Source organism: Marinifilum sp. N1E240 (assembly GCF_009295825.1).
GTDB classification, from domain to species: Bacteria; Bacteroidota; Bacteroidia; order Bacteroidales; family Marinifilaceae; genus Marinifilum_A; species Marinifilum_A sediminis.
Genome location: NZ_WHKF01000003.1, coordinates 564,726 through 590,926 on the forward strand (window position 1 = coordinate 564,726; position 26,201 = coordinate 590,926).

At 35.5% G+C, this 26,201-nt stretch carries 18 protein-coding genes; 3 read left to right on the plus strand and 15 right to left on the minus strand.

Annotation, left to right across the window (positions count from 1 at the left end; all coding sequences use genetic code 11):
• Nucleotides 1-271 precede the first annotated feature (271 nt).
• Nucleotides 272-2,743 carry a bifunctional UDP-N-acetylmuramoyl-tripeptide:D-alanyl-D-alanine ligase/alanine racemase gene (locus GCQ56_RS11300; protein WP_152734560.1) on the minus strand — a complete coding sequence of 824 codons (2,472 nt, stop codon included), beginning with the start codon at nucleotides 2,741-2,743 and terminating at the stop codon, nucleotides 272-274.
• Nucleotides 2,744-2,752: 9 nt separating this feature from the next.
• Nucleotides 2,753-3,340 (minus strand): thymidine kinase, encoded by a 588-nt coding sequence (locus GCQ56_RS11305; protein WP_152734561.1) that lies wholly within the window; start codon nucleotides 3,338-3,340, stop codon nucleotides 2,753-2,755.
• 255 nt (nucleotides 3,341-3,595) lie between these two features.
• Here GCQ56_RS11305 and GCQ56_RS11310 point away from each other — a divergent pair, with 255 nt between their 5' ends.
• Nucleotides 3,596-4,228 carry a hypothetical protein gene (locus tag GCQ56_RS11310; protein ID WP_152734562.1) on the plus strand — a complete coding sequence of 211 codons (633 nt, stop codon included), beginning with the start codon at nucleotides 3,596-3,598 and terminating at the stop codon, nucleotides 4,226-4,228.
• Between the two features lie 2 nt (nucleotides 4,229-4,230).
• Complete coding sequence (gene rsmI / locus GCQ56_RS11315) at nucleotides 4,231-4,944, plus strand: 16S rRNA (cytidine(1402)-2'-O)-methyltransferase (protein ID WP_152734563.1); 714 nt, start codon at nucleotides 4,231-4,233, stop codon at nucleotides 4,942-4,944.
• Between the two features lie 139 nt (nucleotides 4,945-5,083).
• On the opposite strand, the gene GCQ56_RS11320 is transcribed toward rsmI, so the two are convergent.
• From GCQ56_RS11320 to GCQ56_RS11370, 11 genes are all read right to left on the minus strand, one after another.
• Nucleotides 5,084-6,142 (minus strand): PorP/SprF family type IX secretion system membrane protein, encoded by a 1,059-nt coding sequence (locus GCQ56_RS11320; protein ID WP_152734564.1) that lies wholly within the window; start codon nucleotides 6,140-6,142, stop codon nucleotides 5,084-5,086.
• Nucleotides 6,143-6,354: 212 nt separating this feature from the next.
• Nucleotides 6,355-8,883, minus strand: coding sequence for a gliding motility-associated C-terminal domain-containing protein (locus tag GCQ56_RS11325; protein ID WP_152734565.1), 2,529 nt, complete (start codon nucleotides 8,881-8,883; stop codon nucleotides 6,355-6,357).
• A 12-nt stretch (nucleotides 8,884-8,895) separates the two neighbouring features.
• The gene (locus GCQ56_RS11330) at nucleotides 8,896-9,570 is read right to left on the minus strand and encodes a hypothetical protein (RefSeq protein ID WP_152734566.1); all 675 of its coding nucleotides are present in this window, start codon (nucleotides 9,568-9,570) and stop codon (nucleotides 8,896-8,898) included.
• 21 nt (nucleotides 9,571-9,591) lie between these two features.
• Nucleotides 9,592-10,356, minus strand: a complete 765-nt coding sequence (locus GCQ56_RS11335; protein ID WP_152734567.1) for a hypothetical protein — start codon at nucleotides 10,354-10,356, stop codon at nucleotides 9,592-9,594.
• A gap of 24 nt (nucleotides 10,357-10,380) precedes the next feature.
• A complete protein-coding gene (locus tag GCQ56_RS11340; RefSeq protein ID WP_152734568.1) occupies nucleotides 10,381-11,103 on the minus strand; it encodes a hypothetical protein in 723 nt (240 codons plus the stop codon).
• Between the two features lie 100 nt (nucleotides 11,104-11,203).
• On the minus strand, nucleotides 11,204-12,271 hold the full coding sequence (locus tag GCQ56_RS11345) for a hypothetical protein (RefSeq protein ID WP_152734569.1): 1,068 nt from the start codon (nucleotides 12,269-12,271) through the stop codon (nucleotides 11,204-11,206).
• Between the two features lie 36 nt (nucleotides 12,272-12,307).
• A complete protein-coding gene (locus GCQ56_RS11350; RefSeq protein ID WP_152734570.1) occupies nucleotides 12,308-13,189 on the minus strand; it encodes a hypothetical protein in 882 nt (293 codons plus the stop codon).
• Between the two features lie 22 nt (nucleotides 13,190-13,211).
• A complete protein-coding gene (locus tag GCQ56_RS11355) occupies nucleotides 13,212-14,027 on the minus strand; it encodes a hypothetical protein (protein WP_152734571.1) in 816 nt (271 codons plus the stop codon).
• Between the two features lie 28 nt (nucleotides 14,028-14,055).
• On the minus strand, nucleotides 14,056-14,865 hold the full coding sequence (locus tag GCQ56_RS11360) for a hypothetical protein (protein ID WP_152734572.1): 810 nt from the start codon (nucleotides 14,863-14,865) through the stop codon (nucleotides 14,056-14,058).
• Between the two features lie 26 nt (nucleotides 14,866-14,891).
• Nucleotides 14,892-17,297, minus strand: a complete 2,406-nt coding sequence (locus GCQ56_RS11365; RefSeq protein WP_152734573.1) for an HYR domain-containing protein — start codon at nucleotides 17,295-17,297, stop codon at nucleotides 14,892-14,894.
• A gap of 744 nt (nucleotides 17,298-18,041) precedes the next feature.
• Nucleotides 18,042-22,046, minus strand: a complete 4,005-nt coding sequence (locus GCQ56_RS11370) for a choice-of-anchor L domain-containing protein (protein WP_152734574.1) — start codon at nucleotides 22,044-22,046, stop codon at nucleotides 18,042-18,044.
• Between the two features lie 240 nt (nucleotides 22,047-22,286).
• On the opposite strand from GCQ56_RS11370, the gene GCQ56_RS11375 reads away from it, so the two are divergent.
• Entirely contained in the window at nucleotides 22,287-22,982 is a 696-nt protein-coding gene (locus GCQ56_RS11375) for a YjjG family noncanonical pyrimidine nucleotidase (protein ID WP_152734575.1), read from the plus strand.
• Nucleotides 22,983-23,315: 333 nt separating this feature from the next.
• On the opposite strand, the gene GCQ56_RS11380 is transcribed toward GCQ56_RS11375, so the two are convergent.
• Nucleotides 23,316-24,581 (minus strand): hypothetical protein, encoded by a 1,266-nt coding sequence (locus GCQ56_RS11380; RefSeq protein ID WP_227006054.1) that lies wholly within the window; start codon nucleotides 24,579-24,581, stop codon nucleotides 23,316-23,318.
• Nucleotides 24,582-24,640: 59 nt separating this feature from the next.
• Nucleotides 24,641-26,173 (minus strand): replicative DNA helicase, encoded by a 1,533-nt coding sequence (gene dnaB, locus GCQ56_RS11385; protein ID WP_152734576.1) that lies wholly within the window; start codon nucleotides 26,171-26,173, stop codon nucleotides 24,641-24,643.
• Nucleotides 26,174-26,201: the final 28 nt, after the last annotated feature.

Consider the following 26,201-nt stretch of genomic DNA (forward strand, 5'->3'; position numbering starts at 1 on the left):
GAATAATCGGCTACAAATATTACGCAACTCTGTTGCTCGATTTAGAAAATAAATTAATGTAAAAACAGAATGACGACTTTTGGTGCGGAGCACCTATAGATTGGTAGACCAGAAAATGTGGAAAAGAAACAGGTGCAGAGCACCGTAATCTTTTCTAAATCGAACGATTGCTATGCATATCAAAAATACCAATCTATATTCTTATTACAGCTTTTGTGTTAGGGATAGAAACGGAAAGCCCGACCCGTAGGAGAACACCCAAATGATTTAATCACTCTTGAAGATAAACACGTTTTACGCGACGCGATACGGTGGTAAGAATTTCGTAGGGAATAGTGTCGAGTTGTTGCGCCAGCTCGCTTACCGGATGTTCATTGCCAAAAATAACAACCGTATCACCTTCGGAGGCTGCAACATTAGTAAGGTCGATCATGCTCATATCCATGCAAACATTGCCAACAACAGGACACAATGTACCGTTTACCAGCAGCTTTCCTACTCCGTTGCTCAATTTTCGACTAAAACCATCGGCATAACCAATTGGGATAATTCCAATGCGAGTATCCTCGCTTAACACACCCATGCGACCATAACCAACAGTATTTTCCTTAGAAACTTCCTTAATTTGCGATATGGTAGTTTTAAGAGTGCTCACATTCATCAATTTGTCCTGATGAACCGGACTTACGCCATACAAGCCAATGCCCAGGCGGACCATTTCGAATTGTGCGTGCGAGAATCGTTCTATACCAGCAGAATTCAGCACATGGCGATCGATTTTGTAATCGAAATGAGACCTTATTTTATCACTCCACTTGCTAAACAATTCAATTTGCTGAATGGTATAATCGTCGTGTTGTTCTTCATCGGCACCAGCCAAATGTGAAAATATCGATCGTAGATAAAAGAACTCATTATCATGAGTGGCTTCAATTAATTCGTCCAAATCATCCTGCATAAAACCCATTCGATGCATTCCTGTATCCAGCTTAATGTGAATAGGATAATTCTTTACCAAATTCTGTCGCAATGCTTTTTGGAATTCTTTAAGGATTTTGATGTTGTAGATTTCAGGTTCGAGCCTGTACTCTATCATGGTTTCGAAAGAGTGCGGTTCTGGATTCATCACAATGATAGGAATGTTGATTCCAGCATTTCGCAACTCTACACCCTCATCGGCAATGGCAACAGCCAGGTAATCTACCCTGTGATATTGCAGTAAATTGGCTATTTCTGTTGATCCACTTCCATAAGAGAATGCCTTTACCATTACGGTAAGCTTTGTCTCAGGTTTAAGCAAGGATCTAAAATAATTCAAATTGTGCACCATGGCGGTTAAATCGACCTCTAAAACCGTTCGATGCGCCTTAAATTGCAATGCTTTTGATATTCTTTCGAAGTGAAAATCACGAGCTCCTTTAATCAGAATTAATTCATCGTTAAACTGATTTCGATTTAGATCGGATAGAAAAATATCGGTTGATGGGTAAAAAGAAGCCTCGCCCTCAAATAATTCAGCTAGCGATGATATTCTTTCTCCAATTCCAATAAATCGATCCAACTTCTTCTTGTCGATTAACTTCGCAACTTGCTTGTATAATTTTCGATCTGTAAGCCCAGCCTGATAGATATCTGATAAAATGAGTGTCTTTTTTTTATCTCTTTGCTGGCGATTCATAAAATCAAGAGCAATTTCGAGAGAGCCCAAATCGGAATTGTAATAATCGTTTATTAAAGTACAATTGCCAAAGCCTTCCTTTATCTCCAATCGCATGGCAATTGGCTCCAATTTTAGCAAAGCCTTTTTAAGCACTTCCTCATCAACGTCCATTATCAATGCCGTTACATAAGCGGTAATGGCATTGTCAACAGAAGCATGATCAGTAAACGGAATCACAATTTCGTTTTCGATACAATTGACTTTATAAGTGATTCGGGTAAAGTTCCCTTCAACTTTTTCCTTAAGGATCATAAAATAAGCATACTTATTTCTTGACCAGTTGATGTGTTCCTGCTTACGCTCCAATCCCTGTACAAAGGAACGTTCAACAATTGAATCGTCGGAACAGTAAACCACTTTTTCACAACTTGAGAACAAATTGATCTTCTCGTAAATAAGATGCAGTTTTCCTGTAAAATTTTCGCGATGTGCTTCTCCCAGGTGAGTAAATACACCAATGTTTGGCTGTATGATCTCTGCAAGTCGCGACATTTCATTCGGCTGAGAAATTCCGGCTTCTATAATTGCCATTTCAGCCTCCGTATTCATGTTCCATAAAGATAAAGGAACACCAACCTGCGAATTGTAACTCTTTGGGCTTCGAACAATAGTAAATGATTCATTCAATAACTGATACAACCACTCTTTTACGATGGTTTTTCCATTACTTCCTGTTATTCCAACTACCGGATAAGAAAATTGTTCCCTATGGTATTTACTTAGTTGCTGAAGTGCATCCAGCGTATTTTCTACCAGTACAAATCCCGCTTCCGGGTAATTTTGAATTTCTACCTCAATATTGCTGATCACGAAAGCTCTTACGCCTTTTTTATACAAATCAGCTATATAAGTATGTCCATTGTGGCGTTCACCAACAAGGGCAAAAAATAGCGTTTGCTCTGCAATTAATAAAGATCTGCTATCGATAGACAATGATCGTACACAAATAGAAGAATCACCCAAAAGTCTCCCTTCAGCAATTCTGGCAATCGATTCAATTGAATAGCTATTATCAGATCTCATATAAATATTTTACTGGGCTGAATCAGAGTATATTTTTGTGTAACATGAACGACAAAGTGGTTCATATTCCTGTTTTTCACCTAAAAGAACCAATTTATCACCTTCTGATAAACGGTGAGAATAATTCGCCAGATTTCCACAACGCATGCAAACCGCATGCACCTTAGTCACATACTCAGCAGTTGCCATTAAACTTGGAATTGGTCCGAAAGGATTGCCTTTAAAATCCATATCTAAGCCAGCAACGATAACACGTACACCTTGATTTGCTAATTCGTTGCAAACCTCCGATAAACCATTATCAAAAAACTGAGCCTCATCAATCCCAACAACATCAACATTACTTGCTAACAGAAGAATATTTGCAGAAGTTTCTACAGGTGTAGAGCGAATAGAGTTTGCATTGTGTGATACCACCTCATCTTCGGAATAACGAACATCAATATGAGGTTTAAAAATTTCAACCTTTTGCTTTGCTATTTTTGCTCGATTTAATCTACGAATTAATTCTTCCGTTTTACCCGAAAACATTGATCCCACAATAACTTCTACCCAACCTTGACGTCCGGCTCTGCTTATATCATTCTCAAGAAACATTTATATCAGTTTAAGTGATTTTACATAGATATACAAAAATAGGAAAACTGATTAATTTATGGCAATCCTATTTCGAATTGTGAATAATCTTCGACAAACAGATTCGATCTCCTCGTCAGCAACATATTTCTTCTTGTAAAGTGGAAGAGTGAAGAGCAATCAAATCAAAAATTTCTCGTTTCTTTGTATAGATTATTATTTGTAGAAAAATAAGACAAGGAAAGTCATTCTTTCAAACAGGAAAAAAGCTCGAAAATGGATAAAAAATTAATGCTTCAGCTACTCCAAAATAAAACAGGAGAAATTCAAAGTCTGTTAGAACATTTCAAAAATACACCTAACGAATTAGAGGAAGGAATTTCACTCTTATCGGATAGGATAGAAAGTTTAAGTAAGGAGTTTGAAATTCTGAATGCAAATTTTTCATCTATTAATAAAGTTATAAAGGAAGAGAAAAAAATTTCTACAGAACCTGTAATTACAAAACCTGAATTAAAAATAGAAGAAGCAAAAATTGAGATTCCTGAAGAAATCAAAATAAAAATCTCCGAAGAAGTTAAGGAAACTGTTTCAATTCAAAATGAAAAAGTTGAAGAAAGTTCGACCTTAAATGATCAGTTACATTCCCCGGGAAATGAAGTTCTTGGCGAGAAATTTTATTCAAATTCCATTACTGATATTCGATCAGCCATTGGAATTAACGATCGTTTCCTATTTATTCGAGAGCTTTTCAATAATGATAATGACAAATACAATTCAACTATAGAATTCATCAATAATACCAATGAATTTAGTACTGTAGAAGAACATTTTAAATTGAAGCAAAATTGGGATTTTGAGAATCCAACAGTTGTTCAATTTTTAGAAATTACAAAGAGAAAATTTTAAGCATGTCAAAATTATACTTAGTTCCGACTCCAATCGGAAATCTAGAAGATATTACCCTAAGAGCAATTAATGTATTAAAGAGCGTTGATCTCATTTTAGCTGAAGATACAAGAACCTCAGGCTTTCTCTTAAAACATTATGAGATAAGCAAACCACTGATGTCTCATCATAAGTTTAACGAGCACAAAACCTCCGAAAATATCGTAAAACGTATTTTAGCGGGAGAAACCATTGCTCTTATTTCGGATGCGGGAACTCCCGGTATTTCTGATCCTGGATTCTTTTTGGTGAAACATTGCGCAGAACAGGGAATTGAAGTTGAATGTTTGCCTGGAGCAACTGCTTTTGTGCCAGCTTTGGTAAATTCAGGCTTGCCTTGTGATCGATTTTGCTTTGAAGGATTTCTTCCCCAAAAGAAAGGTCGTCAAACAAAATTGAATGAATTGGCAGAAGAAACACGCACCATGATTTTCTATGAATCACCTCATCGATTGGTGAAAACTTTACAGCAATTGGCAGAAGTTATGGGTGAAAATAGAAAAGCTTCTGTATCGAGAGAATTGACAAAATTGCATGAGGAAAATGCAAGAGGCACACTTAATGAATTGGCAAATCACTTCAATTCAAAAACAGTTAAAGGCGAAATTGTACTTATTGTAGAAGGTAAAGTATTTGAGAAAAAGAAGAAAGAGTACATTAAGAAAGACAGACAGTAGCAGTTAGCAGTTAGCAGTTAGCAGTTAGCAGTTAGCAGTTAGCAGTTAGCAGTTAGCAGTTAGCAGTTAGCAGTTAGTGCAAAGTTCGGAGTATGGGTTTATGAATACAATATTATGCTACCCTTTATACTTGTAATTTTTAATCCTCGTGTGAGAATTTCGGACATGAGATCGCTTTATCGCCAAGTTTCTTAACTTTTTGTCGACGTTTAAGCTTTCGAATTTCTCGTGGGTTGGAGTAATTGTAATTGTAAGTTAAAGAGATCTCTAAACCTCCACGATTAGATGATGCTGTTTGCAAATCGGATACATTTATATCATAAGAAATCAATACTTTCAAACGCTTTTTCTCGTATCCAAAAACCGGAATAATATCCTGTGAAAAACGATACCACATACCGTAATGTAGAATTGTTCCTTTTTCGCCAAATAACATCATTGCATTAGCTCCAGCAATCCATTCGTTTGCATCATTTTCAGTGGTATGCATAATTTCAGGCTTAATATACATTCTAGAGTTAATACGACTTTCGAAACCTCCATGCCAGGCAAATTTACGCTTTAAGTTATTGGTAATTTCGTAAAATGATTCGTTTGGTTGATTGATATGACTCACCGCAGTTCCCATAAAATATTTGGTTTTACCACGAAAATAAGTCATCATCATACCTGCAGAAAAATCGGCATAAAATAACGATTGAGTCCCTAACGGTTCTCCAGACTGATAATTAGGATCGAATATGGTTCCATCCCATTGATCATCGAAAACCAGCTTGTTATAGTCTACCGATTTATTTACCATTTCAACACCAATTCCTGCGTGCAAAAATAAAGTGTTTCCAGCATTTAGACTTTTGTTTAAAGAACCGGCAAACATTACCTGAGTGGTTTTTAAACTACCCTCACCCGCTTTATCATTAAATACCATTCCTCCAACTCCAATCCAGGAAGAACTCAACAATTGTGTTGATAATTTACCATCGATAAAAACAGCTTGAGATACAAAAGGTGTGGTAACACTATTCCACTGATTACGATAATTCATTCCTCCTCGGAGGTTATAATCTGAATTTCCGGTAAGTGCTGGATTTAACAATAATGGGATAGAATAGAACTGAGAAGAGTGTACACGCTGAGCTGAGAGCTTAAAAACTCCCAATAAAACAATCGACAATAAAATCAGAATATACTTTCTCATAAACACTTCCTAAGGGTTTTCCGATTTTCAACTTCAACGATCAACAAGAAAGATAAACCCCCAAACAAAAATATGAAAATGGGTAATATTATTGTATTACCCAAACATAAAATATCAATTTGATATAAAATATAGTCGCCTTTTTTGGCAGTTTAAATATAATTAATCGTATCTAATTTAAATATTAAAATATCCTTAATTCATCAAATATATTAATTCAGTAACGTAACGTTACCTTTTTTCTGTATCGTTCTACCATCAAGCAAAGTAACTTCCAAGAAATAAACATATACATCCATATCCTGTTTCTTACCTCTATAAGTTCCATCCCAACCTACATCTTGTCTGTTCGATTGGAAAATTTTAATGGTTAATCTGTTGTAAATAATCAAACTCATTGAAGCAATATTATTTCCTCTTACATACAGAACATCGTTCTTACCATCTCCATTTGGAGAGAATCCTGTTGGTAATCCCACAAATTGGTCACCTTCCGGATAAGATACATTTACAGTATCTCTTCCCATACAACTTTTTTGATTGGTAACCTCTACCCAATATTCACCCGCCTGATCAACAACAATTTTCTGAGAAATCTCATCATTTGACCAACGATAGAATGAACCATCATTCGCAGCATCCAACTCTGCAGTTTCTCCTGCTGTTAATACTAAATCATCGCCTAAGTCAACAATTGGAGAAGCATTTACAATTAATTCGATACAATCTCCTTCGGTATTACCAAATGGATCAGTTACTTCAACACAATATTTACCAGTCTGATCTACAAAAATACCTTTATCAGTTGATTCCGAAGGAATCCAGCTATAAGTAGGTTCGGCACTAAACGTTCTATCAATAGTCGGTTCAAGATATACTCTATCACCTTCACAAATTTGAATATCACCACCTAAATCAACCGAGAATTTATGACCATCTTTTCGAATTACACTTACTTCATCACTATTGGTACATCCAAACTCTGATGTTACAAGAACTGAATACACATTCTCATCGCTAACTGTGATAGTTTGTGTTGCGTCTCCAGTATTCCATTCATAAGATCCTGTTAAACCTTCTGGTCCGGCATCTAATGTTGCTGTTTCACCGTCATATAAAACAATATCTTCTCCCAAATCAACAATTGGTAAAGGATGAACATTAACAAGTATTTCATCGGTCTTTTCAACTCCGGTAGCATCCATTACAATTACCGAATAATTTCCAGACTCTGTAACTGTTAAGGTTGATGTATTTGCTCCATTCGACCATAAATATGTATAATCCTGGGTTATTGTAGGGTTTGGATTCAAAACGATCTCATCACCTTCACAAATATCTTTATCATCACCAAGATTAATCGCAAATACATCACTAACACTAGATATTACAATTTCATCGCTGGCTGAACATCCATTTAAATTTGTAACAGTAACACTATAGGTATTACTTGTACTTACCTGAATGGTTTGAGTAGTTTCACCTGTAGACCATTCATAATCGTTACCCGCATTCTGTGCATCGAGTGTAAGTATTTCTCCTTCTGCTAACTGATAGTCATCTCCTAAATCGACAACAGGAGCCGACCAAACCGTTACATTAACAACAGCTGATGATTGTTTTCCCGTATTTTTATCTGTAGCAGTTACAGAATAAATTCCGGTTTCACTAACTGTTAAAGTTGATCCTAATGATCCGTCAGACCACAAGTAAGAATAATCACCATCAAAATCAATAACAGGAGTTAGAACTCTTGTATCTCCAGAACAGAAAGCGATATCATCACCTAAACTTACAACAAATGATTCAACCACTTTGATATCAGCATAAATTGTATCTCCGGCACAATCAAATGCACTGCGTTCTATCAATTTAATTTGATAATCTCCTGGCGTATTTCCCCATTGAACATCAAAACTTAATTCGCTATGGAAATTATCACTCATTCTTGTGGTACTTTCATTCAACACTGTTGCATCTGCAGGAACAAAAATTTCATAATTTTCATTCTTCTCAATGGTTGCAGTATATGCCTGAATTGTACCTGCCTGAATAACCGGATTGTAATCGCCAAATACCGTATTTGGTAATGCCATCACATCCACCTCTAAGGTTTGATTGGCTAAATCCTCTTCAACCGGAACTCCAGATAATGTTTTGGCTTCAACCAATAATATTTCCGCTCTGTGAGTCTTACCTGAAGTATTAGGTATCTCCAATTCAAACTCAAACTGATTGGTATAGATTTCATTCGCACCAGTAGGCATTTCTGCAGGTGCTCTATCAACAGAGTATTTAAATGTCCAAGGTTTTGGTCCGGTATAATTTACCCTTACATTAACCATTCCATTGGCATCTCCACCATTGTTTTGAGCACAAACATAAGGCACTTCTAAATCTTCAAATACAGCTGTTGGCGCTGATTCATCAACTATAACTAGCATAGTTAACCCTTCACCAAAACAGTGCGTTCCTAAATCCTCAGGATACACTTTTACTTCATAAGTTCCAGCGTTTACAAACTGATAATCTCCAGATTCGAATGTTTTAGAAGCCAAATAAGCTACGGCACCCGTTGATGTATTGGTAACAGACCAATGATACTTGTAAGCTGCATTCTCATCCACTTTAAAATTAAGCGTTGTTCCCTTAACTACATACTGCTGCGACACAGCCGCCAATCCTCCTAAAAGGATCAGCAGTGCGCTTAGCAGTGTTTTATGTAGTAAGGTTCTTATCATTTATTTAAACGTTTAATTTAAAGTAAGATTTGTAATTACTGGTTTAGGATATACTACGATATTTTTATCGTCATCAGTAGCATTTACAACAACATCATCAGCCGATTTTGCTGAGTTAATTACAACTTTCCAGTTCTGAACTGTTGATTCATTATTAACAAATGTATGAGCTACATCAATAGTATGATCCCCATTTATATCTGCAACTTCGATATTATCAAAACCTGGAACTACAACATCGTTGTTATCCATAATTGAGTAAGTCAAAGTCCATGGTTGTGCACCGGTATAAGTTACGATAACTGGTGTGCTTCCATTATCAGCAATGGTTGTAGCGGCTGAACAAACCCCAAGTACATCACCTGCATCAGCAAATTCAACAGTTGGTGTACCCAACACTTTCACTCTTTGCTCAAACGGTTCACTCTTACAACCATTTACATCAGTTGTAACTACACTTATTGTGTACATATCAGCAACCGTTGGCCAAGTAAACGTAATTGCGCTTGTTGTTTCTGCAATAGCTACAGTTGTTCCACCATCGCCTACAACTGTCCATGCAAACGTACTTCCGTGCGTATGAACCGCTGTTAAATTTTGACTTGTTCCACCTGTTACTTCTGTTTGAGCATTTGCAAGCCCAATAAAAGTAAAGGCAAAAATGAGTAATGATAGTATTTTTTTCATAGTACTATAATTTAGTTTCTACTAAAACTGAATATCGTCAACAGTTGGAAGTGCGTGTGAAGTTCTTGTATGAATATGTGTTGTCTCATCCAAATCCTTTTCGACACCAGTACCATTCTTCATTTTAAAAAGACGTATCACATAATCTTGCTCAACTTCAGGATTAAGGTCAATCAATTTAGCATTAGGAATAGTTATAGAGTAATTTCCATCCACATCTTGAGTTAAACTCACCGCTAATTCAACAGCTTCTGCCTCAACAGTACTATTTACAGTATACCAAACACTCGCAACTTCTCCAGTTCTATGAACTAAACCAGAACCTGATAAAGTAACTGGAATTTCAACATTATCACCAGTTAAATTAACCGAACAGTCGTCAGATACATTAGTAGCAAACACAACATCCATATCATTAGTAGCTTTAAGAATTACATGCAAAATTTTAAAGTTAGGACAATTATCATCCTTACTGGTTTTTGTTAGCTTTAGATAGTAATCCTTATCTGCTAAAGGTGATGGACCATCCCATGTGATACTAACAGAAGCTGTGTTCTTAACTCCATTGAATGTAACCTCACCCGTAGCTTCATTTCCAGGTGTGCAGTCTGCATCTGTATATACTTCCCATTCAAAATCAAAATTTGCATCAGGTGTAACATCGTAAACATTTGTTGATCCTGCATAAACTGTTTGTGTTGTAGCCATCGTAACTCCAACTTCCTGTGCCATTGTACTGCTCAAGAAACCAAAACAGATTGTAAGTAATAGTATAAGTTTTTTCATGTCGTATAATTATTTATTGTTTTTTTAATAGTTTATATCATCAACGATAGGAATACCATACAGTGTTCTTGTATGAATATTTACTCCTCCTGTTAGTGTCACTTTTATATCTCCTCCGTACTTGTCCTTAGCAGAAAGGATGGTAATTATTTGGTTTTTATCTGTATGTTCTGGTATAATGGCAAGATCATTAAAAACTAAACTCTTGCTCTCTGTTACAGTTATTGGAGTTGCCACAGGCGCACCATCAATACTGTAGTAGACTTGTATTGGATAAAATTTACTATCATCTATCCCACTCGTCCCAATTGTTAATTCTGTCTCGAACGTATTTCCTACATTCGAACAATCATTTGATACCAATTCTTTAAATTCAATCGTGGCACTTTCGATCACTTCTATTGCAAATGCTCTTCTTGTTGAACATCCACCCAATCCATCATTGAATTCCTCAACGATTAAATAATACTTACCAGGTTTCTTCCAAGTAATATCAACATTTGCCGCATTGTCAATTCCATCCTTAAATGTGAATTCGTCAGCTGCAGCAGGATTTGCATCTTTCTGATCTGCAAAATCCAACACCTTGTAAATCTTCCATTCACATGCATTACCTGCATGCAAGGCTAAAGTTGCCTTATGAGTACTCCCATGCAAAAACACAGCATCCTGTGCACTCGCTGTTGCAAGCACAAACACGCCTAATATGAGCGTAAGCAGAATTCTATGGATGAGAGATTTTTTCAATTAATTGTATTTAAATTCTAAAATTCTTGTTTGACTTTTATAACCTTCCCGACAATGTCGGGAAGGTATTTTTTTAGCCTTATAATTTATTCTTTAAGAATTAATCAACAGATATTATCATTTGAGTATCTGGCGAAGCCTTTATTACAAAATCTGTTGCCTCTTTGTTACCTGTAACATTATTGAATGTTTCAAACTGATCAGCAGAAGCAGTTGTTATGTAGGCTGTAGTATTGCCAGTTGTTACACCTGAATTTTTCTCACTAAGATTAAACGTGATATCAGCATCAGTACCTGTTCCTAATACATTTTGGAAAGTAACTTTCAAATAAGCTACAGGATTACCTGCATTCACAGTAATTTTACCAGTTCCAGTATCCGAAGTTCCAGCTGAACCTCCACCTATTGCATCAAGTACTTCTATTGCTAAATCTGTTCCATTCGCATTGGTCAAATTATAATCAAATCCCCAAGCTCCATTCCATGGTTGAGTTCCAGTCTTCATACTAATTTGATAGTAAACGGATGTTGTTCCAAGCGCTGCTTTCTTCGCTGTAGCATCTAAACCATTAGCAAGAATATTACCTGAGAAAGAATTACATGTTGCTAAACTTTGATCTGCAGCACCAGTATAAACTACATTATCCTCAGGATTAATCGCAGCAAGAATAAAGTCAACACCTCCTGAAGTTACTGAAACAAAGTACCTTCTTCTTGCAGAACAAAAGGTTGCGTCAGCTCCATTATATTCTTCCACTTCAACCGCATAAACACCAGCATCAGGAGTATCCAACCATTGTACACCAATAGAATGAGCACTCTGTGCAGAATATTCTCCAGCCGCACCTAAATTCCCACCAGGGAATTTAGTTGCAAAATCAGCTCCCCCTGGAGCATAATTCACAAATTGAAATTTAGTAAAATCTGTTAATAGAGTACTAGTACCTCCACTAACAGTAAAAACTCTCCATGTGTAATAAGTATTTTCATGTCCTGTAATTGGAGTATTTGCACCATCCAAGTTTACCTTAAAACCATGAAAAGACCCTACTGAATGATCAATAGCATTCGCCTCTGTTGATCCATCATTTGTACCAATAGCCATTACTGCATTGGTAGAAAGCATTATGCAAAAGCACAATCCGATTGACATTAATATTTTTTTCATAAGGCTATATATTATTTTATTAAGCATTAACTAATTTTAATTTGTTTGAATCTCAGTTGTTGTTGGTACTGACCAAACAATAGAAGTTGCTGTTCCTGCAAATTCTGCCCCACCTGCTTCTTCTGACTCAAGGGTTCCGTAAAGAACATCTTCACCAGCATCAATATTAAATGTAATAGTTACATCTTCGTCAATCCAAAGATTAGTCACAGATGCTGTAGCATTAACTGTAGTAACACCAGTTGGAACAATTATATATCCATCTCCATCTACAGTTAATGTATGATCCGTACCATCATTATACTTATAAGTAGCATTTACAGTAGCGGTTTTATCGGCAGAAACAACCGGCTTAAACTTCCAACTATTAACTGTACCTGTCATGGTAATGTTGAAATCTCTTGGAGTAGAACCCAACTGAACGGCATCTGGAGTATTACCTGTAAATAAAGTACCTGAAGCTGTATTACAGCCATCAGCTGTAACAGCAGCAATCTGAATATCGAATGCATTAGGAATTACATTAATTTGAATTCTTCGCTTACTAATACAACGATTTGCAGAGTATTCTTCAACAAATAAATAGTATGTTTTTCCACTCGCTGCTGCGTTCCAAGTTATATTAATCCTGAACAAATTAGCAACATCGGTACTTTTATCCCAAGCATTATCTGCATCATCAACCTTTGTTACAGCATAATCGCCATCGGTAGCCGCTACATCTCCTGCTTCATTTGTTGCTAAATACCATTTATAAGTATTACCCACATGTACTGCTTCTTGAGTAGCTCCATTATCTGCAGAGTTCACAAAATAAATATGAGTACCTCCAACGTATGGATTTGTTCCTGATTGGGCAAACACATTAATTCCTACAAACAGAAATAAAACAGTTATTATCCCTTTTAATAATTTCATAATATTTAATTTTTACTAGTTACTAATTAAAACGAATATTCGATGTATTCGGAAGTGCATCAATTGTAAGTATTTGCTCTTTATTTCCAGTTCCATTATCTGGAGTAACAATTGAACCTATTTTTGCTTTACCATCTGAAATTTCTAATGTTACACTTTGAGCTATTGCAACAGGTCCCGATAATTCAACTTCAATAGTCACACTTTTTTTATTTCCTGGAATCGAAATCCCATTGTAATCGGTAACTCCACTAACTCCATTCACTGTTACATTATCAATTGAATAATCTGCACTTGTTTTTGCTAGAGTAAAATCAAACTCCCAAGTATCAACTGGTAAAGCATATGTTACATCATCGAGGGTAACAGTAAATTGAACTGTTGTTGTTGCAGAAGCACCTTGAGCTAAAATATGATTATCTTCATCATGACATTCATTAGCATTATCACCTGCTATTAAGAAGAAAGTATTACCCTTAACTGTAATATCCGCCGATCTTACAGAGATACAACCGCCAGCTGGTTTTGATTCCTTAAATTGAATCGTAAAATTAGGATTACCATCAGGACTAATAGAAGCCCAATCTTTATTCCAGGTAATAACCAATTTGGCTTCATTTCCAGTAACCGTTGCATTCATATCTGCTGTTGGTTGAGCTGCTAAAGGATTTCCTGATGCATCAGCAACAATCCATGACGGCGTATTATTTGTCCCATCTTCCATAGTTACCAAATATGTATGCTCAGAGTCTTGATAAGGGTGCTGAGCATCCTGAGCAAATAGATTACTTGCCAAACCAATCAAAGTGGCAATTAGTACAATCTTAAATATTTTCATGATATATAGTTTTGTCGTTTTCAGTCAATTAAAAAGTAATACCAGACGCAGCAGGTAGAGCTTTAACTATAGTAGAAGCAGTGTTCGTATTAGTGTCAGGAGTACCTTCAGCAGTTTTAGTTACACCATTTACGGCAAAAGCTTCTGATAATACAAGCTCTACTGTAACCTGTTCGTTCGCATTACCTGTAACATCAACTTCAATAGTACGTGTATCACCAACAGAAACACCCAAATCAGCATATTTTCCACCTGATTCAGTAAGAGTACTAGCTCCGATTCGCACTGCTGAAACTGAAGGAGAACCAGCTCCGGTAAGGTTTACTGCGAATTTATACTCCCATGTATCTATTGTCCATGCAGCATCCTTAGTCATACTAACGTCAAATGTCACAGTTGTAGTTGCATTATCATTCAAATTAGAAACCAAGTCATGCAATGCATTACATTGAGTTGAATTTCCTTCTGCAATTGTTACATCGAAAGAATTATTGGTCTTATAAACAACATCCAAAGTTCTTACAGTTGTACAAGAATTAGCTTCTTCAGTATATTGAATTGTATAAGTATGCTCAGCTACTAATCCCAAACCCCAAGTAATTTTTGCTTCACTATTAACACCAACTTTATTAACTGTTATTGTATAATGAGTACCAGCAGTCAAAGCAGTTGTTCCATCATAAACAGACCAAGTTATTGTATTATCAATATCTTCTGCCTGTACTCTATAAGTATAAGTTGCACCAGCCAATGGTTTATCAGCTGTTTGCGCCAATGCCACATTAGTAAAAAGAACTAATGAAAAAAGTCCAATTAATGATTTAAGCAATGTTTTCATAGTTTGTATATTTATTTTGTTATTTCTTAGAATGTTATTTCAGAAGGATTAGGATTTGGTTTTACACTAATAGATACTCCTGTATCCATATCCAAAGTACATCCACCACGTTCTGCTTTAATTGTAATATTGTATGTTTTTTCTGTATTTAAAACTGTATTGTTAATGGTTAGAATCAAATCCGTTCCACTAACACTTGCTGAGTATGCCAACGAATTTAATCCCTCAAATAATGTATAATTCACATCCGATTCATATCCTACAATTGTAATAACTCCTGCATCGCCAAAGCAAATATTTGAAGTGCTGATTGTTAAATTTGTAACTATTGCATCAGGTTCATTAATTGTAATATCTTTTTGAGCTACACAATTATTTCCATCCTTCACATATAAAGTGTGAGTACCTGCTGGTAAATTAAATGTATTCAATGCCTGATAATTGATTCCATCATCACTATAGGTATAAGAACCATCACCTCCACCAGCTGTAATAGTAACTTGTGCATTACTACCATTACAAATAATTGATTTGGTTTCGATTACATCAATTGTTACAACTGTCAATATTGTTACATCAAAGCTACATGTTGCCTCATTACTTGCTCCATCAATAGCCGTATATGTTACTGTTGTAGTACCAACTGGAAATACATCTCCAGAATTATGCGTACTTGCAAGAGTTGCAGAACAATTATCGTTTGCTGTTGGAGCTGTCCAAGTTACTGTGTTGGCACATGCACCAACTGTTATATCCGTTGGACAATTAGTAAGGATAGGATCTTGATCATCAGTTACAATTACATCAAAACTAGAAGTAGTTTCATTAGTACCATCTGTTGCGGTATAGGTAACGGTTGTGGTTCCAACAGGGAAATCGTCACCACTGTTGTGATTAGAACTTAAAGTAACAGTTCCGCAATTATCAACAGCAGCAGGAGCATCCCAACTTACATGTGCTCCACATCTTCCATTTTCAGCAATAATCGGAATGTCATTTCGATCGTTAGCTGTACATCCTATCACTTCCACCTCTGCTAAAGAAAGATGATTACGAGCTGAAAGTTGAATCTTAACATATCTTGCAGAATTACCCGAGGTCAATATTCTTTTTAAATTTCCAGGATTACCTTCTACATAGTAACTTTCCACATTAGGATCAATCAATGCATCTGCAAGCGTTACACTTTGAAGATCATTATTAGATAGCATCACATAAAAATTCACCAATCTATCGGTACAACAATCTGTTCTACGAAATACATTCACATAATCCACCGCTTCCTCTGCCCCTAGATCTACTTGCCACCATGCATTCATATCGTTATTAGTATGGGTAACCGAATTGTTAGCCCAAACTCCATTGGTATTTCCATCAACCGCTTTTGAGGCTGTACCATTAGGATAGGTACTAGATTGAATTGCTGTTTTTCCTATAGCGTAATTGGTAGATTCAAAACAAATTAGAGGAGCTGTTCCACCATCCTGAACAGTAATTTTAAAACTCTCCTGAACAGAATTAGTTCCATCATTAGCTGTATATGTAACAATAGTTTCGCCAGCAGGAAATGCTTTACCTGAACTATGATTTGAAGTTAAAGTAGGTGTTCCACAATTATCCGTTGCTGTTGGTTCAACCCAATTGACCACCTGCATACAATTAGTAACTAGAATATCAGTTGGCATATTAGTTATAACTGGATCAGTATTATCTTCTTGCCTAAGTTCTACATCGGCAGATTCGCTCCAACTCCCCTTAACAACAATTGAATTATCTGTACTCAACACATATCTAATCTGAACTTTATATGTTGCAGGATCTAAATCATTGAAAATATGATTTAAATTATCGTTGATCCAATCAGTCTCAGAGCTTGCTGTCACATTAACCAACTTGTATTGAAGCTGTAACGCAGCAGGAACCGTTGCTGTAACTGACACACTAAGACTCCCCTTATCGGAAGCACAAACAGCATGGGTTGGTACTGGTAAAACTAATATTGGTTTTTTATGAACATGAACTGCTAATCCTGGATTCGATACCCCAGTAGAACAAGCTGCAGGATCAGCAGAAATTTCTTGAATTTTAAGACTATGGTTTTCTATAGTGTTGCCTCCAGATAAGCTCCACGTATAATTCAACAAAGCCCTATTGTAAGTTAGTCCTCCATGAATAACATTACCTCCACTTGCTGGTGGATCAATAGTATTATTTGGAACAACTACATCTTTACCAGTCAAATGAACATCATCAACATACCATTCAACCGTTGATCCAGGGAAGCCAAACAAGGTATACTTAATTATAGTATCCGCACACACATGTTGATCTGTTGGGATATCATCACCAATATCCTGCCCACTCACATGAATGAGTCCGGCAAGACAAATAAGTAGAAAGGATAGAATTATATGGCGTAAATGTCTAATCAAATGCTCTCTTTTAGTGATTTTATAGTAGTTACAGCGTTAAAATAAGCTATTTTTTTCCAATTTATAAACACCTATACGCGAAATGTTAAAAAGTGTTTACTTATTTATTGGTTAATTTCATAAATAAAGATCGGTCGCCCCGTTAAATCAATACGTTAATCATTCTTAAACAAGCACTCATAGTACCACAAGAGCACATTATCAATAAATATAATACACTCATCTATTAAATAAATTTCTTCATCAATAGATTACTTCCAAAATCTAGATTGAAAATCAAAGAAATAAGCTCTGTATGAACACAAAGAGGACAAAGATATTGAATGAAGATTGAAAAAAGAAGAGGAATTTATCTTAAATTGATAGAATTTCACAAAACAATTGACTATTCTTTTTTATAGAATTAAGAAAAACATTTAAAACACCTATATATATGGGTGAAAATATTGATTTTACATTCAAAATTCTATCCAATTTTTATTTTAAAAAATTTACAAATAAATATTATATTTTTCATTTTTGCTACGCTACCTAAAGCATCTATTCTACCCCTCCATTTTTTTTCAATCTATTTTCTGTTTAAATTCATAAAGTAATTATGTGTTAGACACAACATCTATATACAACCGATATTAATAAATCAAGATTTATATTAGAGTTTACTATTATCATCTGCATAACTTACAATCGCCAACAAAACTCTACTATTACTTATTACATCGATTAACCTTAATTACGGATAAACTAAGGATTTAATTGAAAAAAAATACCAACAGGTTTTGGCTGTTGCCCCACCTTAACATTAAGTTTTCCTACACACGATTTAGAATCACTAACTGTTATTGTATATGTTTTAGGAGATAAACCAATCGCAACATTAGAATTGATTCCCCCATCATGACTCCATGAATAATCATACTCAGGCGCTGATAATCGTGGTGTTCCACCATCTGCAACAACAGTAATTTTCCCACTAAATTCTTCAGAACAAAGAGTTGACAAGCCTAAATCTAATGTAAGATTCGGATTTGGATAAACTTTAATTCCACTAATGCTTTGTGTAGAAAAACAAGAATTATCCGATGTTACTCTAAAAGTAAATGTCCTAGATGCTAATATGTTAGTTTCAGGTTTTGCAATAATATTCAATTGATTTGAAGAACCAACAATTTCAGAATTAGGAGTCCAGATATAGGTTGGGTTATTAGCATTACTAACACTAGCTGACAAATTAATATTTGCACCACTACAAACTTCCAATTTATCTGCACCCAATCCATTAATTACAGGTGTTGGTTTCACAACAACAATTACATCATCAGATGACTCGCATGCTTTTCCTACTCCATCCGAAACTGTTAATGTGTAAGTATAAGTATCAGCTAAAAGAGAAGATGAAATAGTAGGATTCTCTGAAGTAACGTCCATATCTGTTAGACCTGCAGCTTTATCGCATGTCCAAAGGTAATCTATACCACCCGTTCCATTAAGCGTTTTAGAAGTTTCCTTCTCACACATCTCAAAATCACTGCCCGCGTTTGCTTCTAGATCAGTAGGTTCCGGAATATTTATCGTGACATCTTTCGATTTACAAGAAAACTTATCTTTAATAGTTATTTTATGATCTCCCACAGTAAAAGTACCCTGAAATTTATTCTCAGGCTGAAATGCACCATCATCAAGTGAGTAAAAATAATTAGCAGGGTCAAGTCCATCCTTCAATTCTACAATTATTGTTGATATAGGGGTTCCACCTCCACAAGTCACATTTGATATTGCATTTGCTTTAATCTCTCCAACATCCAATATATCAATAGTTTTTCTAAAATAGTCATCATCATCAGTACTACACGGACAACCTCTTAACACCTCAAACAAAATATTTTTTGCACCACTCACCTCATCACTAGCTATATAATAAATTTTAATCTCTGATTGACCAATGGCAAATGTTATATCTTCGGGAAAATTACCAATTTTAGTTCCATCTTCAGTAACTTGATAATAATCGACACCATTTGTCGCAGATCCACTTATTGTAACATGGAATTTATATTCCTCGTCCAAATTCTCCTTTCTTGTAAAACTAATGTAACTTTTGTCACAACCACGGTACATAATCTCTTTGTCACCATCAAGTCCATCTATTTTATTTTCAACAGTAACCTCATTAGACTTAAAACTTTTAGCTTCCAAAAATACAGCTGAATCAAAATTATCATCTGCAACATCGGCAATTGCCAATTTAATATGATAAGTATTACACTTTTTTACATTATATGTTGCGGTTAAAATAATTGTACGTCCATCATATTCAATATCATAGGAACCTTCTGTATTATAGACATCGCGTATTCTTCCTCCCTGATAAACAATACGCTCCCTATTTTGATTATCAACATACAAATGTGAATTTACTGGAGAACAAGAAGTCTTATCAACCCAATTTGTTTCTCTATAGTATCTTCCTCTCCAATCACTAAAAGCTCCATTCGTATCATAAACCCTACTGACAGTGGTTTTATCTCTTTCATAACCATGAACTGTACTAATCATTACTGGAGTTGTACCATCATCCAAAAGGGCAATATTTTCAGCCTGTTCTCTGGATCCATCGTTAATATCTGGTCCACTTAATAAAAAGGCAAAAACATCATTAAAATTACTACAAGCATATTCCGCATACTCCTCCGATGCAAATACATATCTAAACTGAACTATATCTCCAGCTGGCATAAAATCAAATTCTAAAACAGAAGCATCATTTGTCTCAAGTCCTGCAATACTCGTTAAATGAGAATCTCCAGCTCCTCCAAATCCCGTTGAAGTTTCACTGTCATCATTTTCACCAACTGCATCAACCACATTTCCAGTAGAAAGAATAATCCCCTCGGCAAGAGGAAAATCCGATTCTCCTTTATTAAAATACCCAATCTGTCTACTATCGCCTATAAAAGTTACATCACTAGCAGTTAAACAACCCGTTACTAATACATTTTGTACCAATTCATTTGGAGAACTACCAATACTTGCATCTTGCGTATTTATTTCTATAGAAGCAGTTGATGGCGTGTTATCCTCTTCAACAGTCACTTCAACATTAAAATTCATTAAATTTCCATTTGCATCTTTAATTGTAAGTGTCACAGTATTAACTCCGATATCAGAACTTGAAAAACTAGATTTACTCAAAGTTCTTGAAGTAACGCTACAATTATCTATAAAACCAGGATCAACATCTGCAGCATTAAGAGTAGCCACACCAGACGAGTTAAGCATCAAGGTTGTTTCAACCGTTGTTTGATTAAGAATGGACGATTTAGAAAACACCTCTCTTAATATTCCTGCATCTGAGGACTCCCATTCCAGTTCAATAACAGCCCCTCCTCCATTTTCATAATATTCCAATACAATCGCATGCTCTCCTATAGTCAAATTTACAGTTCCGTTATTTGTTGTTGGCGCATGATTAGTCCAATTATTTATGACATTCGCACCATCAATTGATAAACGCACCCCATCATCGGAGTTGGTATAAAAAGTATAATCTCCTGCTTCAGAAATAACAAAATTTCCACTATAGCGAATTGAAAAATTATCATTGCCAATTAAACTGCTATTTGGAGATCCTCCTCCCCAATTATTATCGACCTCATCTACGGATTCAGAATATTTTAAATCATCAAAATTTCTTCCGTTGAAATATTCGGCATTCAAATTCAGTAACGATGGCGCTATATCATCTTCCACCGTAACTGTAGATGTACAAGTAGATTGATTTCCATCCTCATCTTCAACCGTAAATGTAACAGTATTCGCACCCAAATTAGAACAATCAAAAGTTGCCTTATCTATACTTAAGATCAAATTTGCACTAGATGTTTCGACATCATTACTCCCATCATTAATATCGTCTGTTGTTACACTTGCATTTCCAGATGCATCCAATTGAACTGTAACATCTTTACAATTCGCATTAGGAAAATTTCCTATAGTTGCCTGAATATTTATTGAATAATCCTCCACTTCCCCTTTAAAGCCAGTATCACAACTTTTGGGGTAATTATTCGTTCTACTTGCAGAAACTCTCATTCGTGTTGCCCCTTCCAAAGCATTAGCTGGAATCGTAATACCAATTGGTGAACCTCCTGTTAAACCATCGGAATCTGTAGAACCTAAATTGTACTGTTCGCCAGAATCATTAAAATCACCATTTTGATTCCAATCAATCCATACTCTTGTCCATACATCTCGACCATTATCCGGCGTATTAACACTTACACTTAAGTCATAGCTTCTACCTATTACAACTAAAGTGTTAGTTCCAGTATTATCAGTATAGGAAGGATTTCCAGATGTAGACTCATTAATGGTATTAAAACTTACATTTGTGATTCCAAATCTATTGTTATTTTGACCATAAGAGGAACAATAACTACTTGCTCCGCCCGCTACCAAAGTAACCGTTTCAGGTCCAGAATATCCTTCTGCATAACTATAATAGTATAACTCATAATCTCCAGCTCTTAAACTATTAAAGTTTAAAACATTCCAACTTTGCCAAACCCCATTCAATCTAATAATTTTGCCTCCACTTACAATCCAAGTAACAGAAATACTTCCATCATTACTAGTTGGTGAAGTTGGATGTGTAACGACAGCTGTCTGCGCTAAAAGTATTTCACTCAGCAAACATAATAACACAGTAACAAATACTAAAAAGAAATTTCTAAAAGAATTGAGAGACATATTATTACTTTTGACTTTTAAATAACAAATGGGGAATCAAAAATAAACATTTATCAATATTTTCATATCAATTAAAAAATTAATTTTAATTAAAATTTTAAAATCAAGTACTACAATTACGATTTACATAAATTTTCAAATAAAACTCTTTAATTTAAATCAAACTATTTGACTTGTAAGGAAAAACTTTAAAGAATTATTCATTTTTTAAAGCCGCTTCTGTACTTATATAAAATCATAATGAAAAAATACAAACACATCTTCTTCGACCTAGACAGAACTCTTTGGGATTTCAATTCAAATTCTGAAATTACCTTAAATCAATTGTATCGAGACTATCAATTGCAACTAATTTTTGGAACATTTCTGTTCTTTAAGTCTAGATTTGAATACCACAATAGCAAACTGTGGAATGCTTACTATCAAAACAGAATTAAGAAAGAAGACTTAGTGTACAGAAGATTTTATTTAACCTTAAAAGAAGCTGGAACCGATGATATTGATTTGGCAAAAGAAATAGCTCAAGATTTTATTGAAATCAGCCCTTTACAAACCAAAACATTTCCATATGCACATGAAACGCTTCAGTATCTGAAAGAGAAAAATTATGAATTACATATTATTACGAATGGATTTAATGAGGTTCAGGGGAAAAAATTAAAAAATAGTAAACTCGATTCATTTTTTACTCAAGTAATCACATCGGAAGATGCCGGAGCCAACAAACCTTCACCAAAAATCTTTGAGCACGCATTAAAAATAGCCAATGCTACACCTGAAAATAGTCTAATGATTGGTGATGATTTAAAAACGGATATAGCTGGGGCAAAAAATAGCAAAATCAACCAAATTTACTTCAACAACCATAAAGTAAAACATGACAAAAAGCCAACTTTCGAAATTTTCAGCTTAAAAGAATTACAAGACATTCTATAAGTTTCAACTTGTAATCAACATTGGATGTTTTGCAGCATTTAGTAACATCTTTTAACATTTGAAATAAGATCTGTAAGTTTTCTTGTATTACATTTGTAGCGGTAATAGTTACGATATGGTTCGCAAAGCCTGTCGTACAATCAACACCTTTAAGCTTGTATTAACTTTCATAAAATTCTAAAGGGTTAGTGAAGTTACTAGGTAAAGATCAACAAATGGTTAATAAAATATTGAGTTAGACCATACAAGTGGTGTTGATATAAAGGCTGTGTTTAGGGGACACAGCCTTTTCTTTTTTACAACAAAAAAGGAATTGAATACTATTCAACTCCTTTAGGTTTTTCTTTTTTTCTTCTTTGCTGCAGGGAATAATACATTATTCAATATTAATCGATATCCCGCAGAGGTTTTCTTTAAATCAAGATCGGTTGGTGGATCACCTACCAAATGCTGATAATCTTCCGGATCGTGTCCTCCGTAAAATGTCCAGGTACCTTTTCCATGCTTTCCATGTATGTATCTTGCTTCTCCTGCCGATTTATTCTCACCCATGATAAGAATTCCAGGTTTTATCAATTTTTTATTGAAGGCTGTTGTCTGCCCCATGAAACCTTTAATTAGATTTTTATGATTTTGACAAAGCATTGTTGGTACAGGATCCCATTTTGCCGAAAATTCGAAGAGACTGAAATAATCCTCATCTCTATTCAGTTTTCGTGTTAAAGTAACGTCGATATCTGAGAATTCATAAACGAAAGGGTTTGTTTCTAAGGTGAAATCCGTAAAAGCAAAAGTGTTTGAATAATCCAATTTCTCCTGAGCATGCGCATCAATAGGATCACCATCAAAAACATGATTACAGATATCTGTATCACCAGCAGCCAATGAAATATCGAAGGTATCGGTAGCGGAGCACATGGCAAACAAGAAACCACCTGCCTCAACAAAATCTCTTATTCGTTGCGAAACAGCTTTTTTAAGATCTGAGGATTTTGAAAAACCGAATTGTTTAGCTCTTTCTAAATTTGTTCTTACCTCATCTTTATACCATTGCATATTGCGATAGGAGGCATAAAATTTACCGTGCTGCCCAGTAAAATCTTCATGATGCAGATGCAACCAATCGTAGGATTTCAATTTCCCTGTCATCACTTCCTCATCATAAACAATGTCGTAAGGAATTTCTGCATACGTTAGGGCTAGAGTAACGGCATCATCCCAGGGCTTTTTACCTTTTGGAGTGTAAACTGCAATGGATGGAGCTTTTTCCAATTTCATAATATCCATATTTACTTCTGCACTGGATATCTCATTTGCTATTTTAGCAACCGAAGCATCAGAAAGAACTGTAAAACTAACACCTCTTATTTGACACTCATCTTGTATGCTTTTATTTAATGGCAATAAAAATGATCCGCCACGGTAATTTAAAAGCCAATGAATTTCATACTCTTTCTCAAGAGTCCAGTAAGCAATTCCATAAGCCTTAAGATGATTTTTTTGGGTTTCATCCATTTGAATTAGTAAGCTTGCTGAAAAACCTGAACATGCATAAATCAGCAAGCAAAAACTAAGTGCGAATTTCAAAAGGAATTTCATAGATACAAATATCAGTGATGAAAAAAATTTTAAGGATTATAAATTTTCATACAACTCAGTTAAAATGGAGGTGCATCTTCAAAATCACTTCCTCCAACCAAGCCAGCATTCAAGTCATCGAAACCTCCCTGCTCCTGATTCATTCTTGAACTAAAGGTTTTTACATCTTCCGGACTCTCATCGCCGAATGGATCCATACTTTCACCTTCCAAATCCATAAATCGAGCCAATTGATTACGGAATCGCAACTGAATTTCACCAACGGCACCATTACGGTGTTTGGCTATAATAATATCGGCAATACCAATTAATGAATTTCCTTCGGCATCTTCTGTGATTCCATAACGTTCCGGACGGTGAATAAACAACACCATATCGGCATCCTGCTCAATCGCTCCAGATTCACGAAGGTCAGAAAGCATCGGTTTTTTCGCATCTCCAGTACGTTGCTCAACACCACGATTCAACTGCGATAGTGCGATAACCGGAATATTTAACTCTTTTGCAATAATCTTTAACTGACGCGAGATTAAACTTACCTCCTGCTCACGATTACCACGCATATCAGAACCAGCTGTCATCAGCTGCAAGTAGTCAATAATAACACAACCAATATCGTATTTGGCTTTTAATCGACGACATTTCGATCGCAACTCATAAATTGATAAACCTGGCGTATCATCCACATAAATCGGAGCTTCAACCAAATCTTTAATTTTTACGTGCAATTGTTCCCACTCAAAATCCTCCAAGCGACCATTTCTAAGTTTCTCCGATCCCAATTCTGTTTCACTGGAAATCATACGTTTTACCAGCTGGTCGCCCCCCATCTCCAGAGAGAAAATAGCAATTGGTGATTTATGAGTAACTGCCATATTTCTTGTCATAGACAAAACAAAAGCCGTTTTACCCATAGAAGGACGTGCCGCAATAATTACAAGGTCAGATTTCTGCCAGCCAGAAGTAATTCTATCAAGTGCCATAAATCCAGAAGGTACACCACTTAATCCATCAGGTCGTTTTCCTGCCTCAACAATTTGGTTGATTACCTCATCTGCCAATGGTCTAATATGAGCAGATTCCTTTTTTATATTCCCTTCTGCAATGTCAAAAACATCCTGCTGGGCTTTATCCAGCAAATCTGCAACATCAACACTTTCATCGAAGGCTTGATTCTGAATCTCGGAAGAAACACGAATCAATTCTCTTTGAATGTGCTTTTGAGCAATAATTCTCGCATGAAATTCAATATGAGCAGCCGAAGCTACACGGTTGGTAAGCTGAGTAATGTAGAATGGTCCTCCAACATCATCAAGCGTTCCTTCTCTTTTCAATTCTTCCGTAACAGTCAAAATATCTATAGGCTCTTCCTTTGTAGAAAGGTTCATAATTGCCTTATAAATTTTCTGATGAGCATCTTTATAGAATGTCTCTGCATTTAGCAAATCACCAACTGAAATGATAGCATCTTTCTCAAGCATAATTGCTCCCAACACTGCCTCCTCAAGCTCTACTGCCTGAGGTGGAACCTTCCCGTAATCAAGATCTACCTTATTCTTCGATTGATTTTTGTAATTATTTGCTCCAGCCATAAATTCAATTTATTGAATCCTTCAGAAC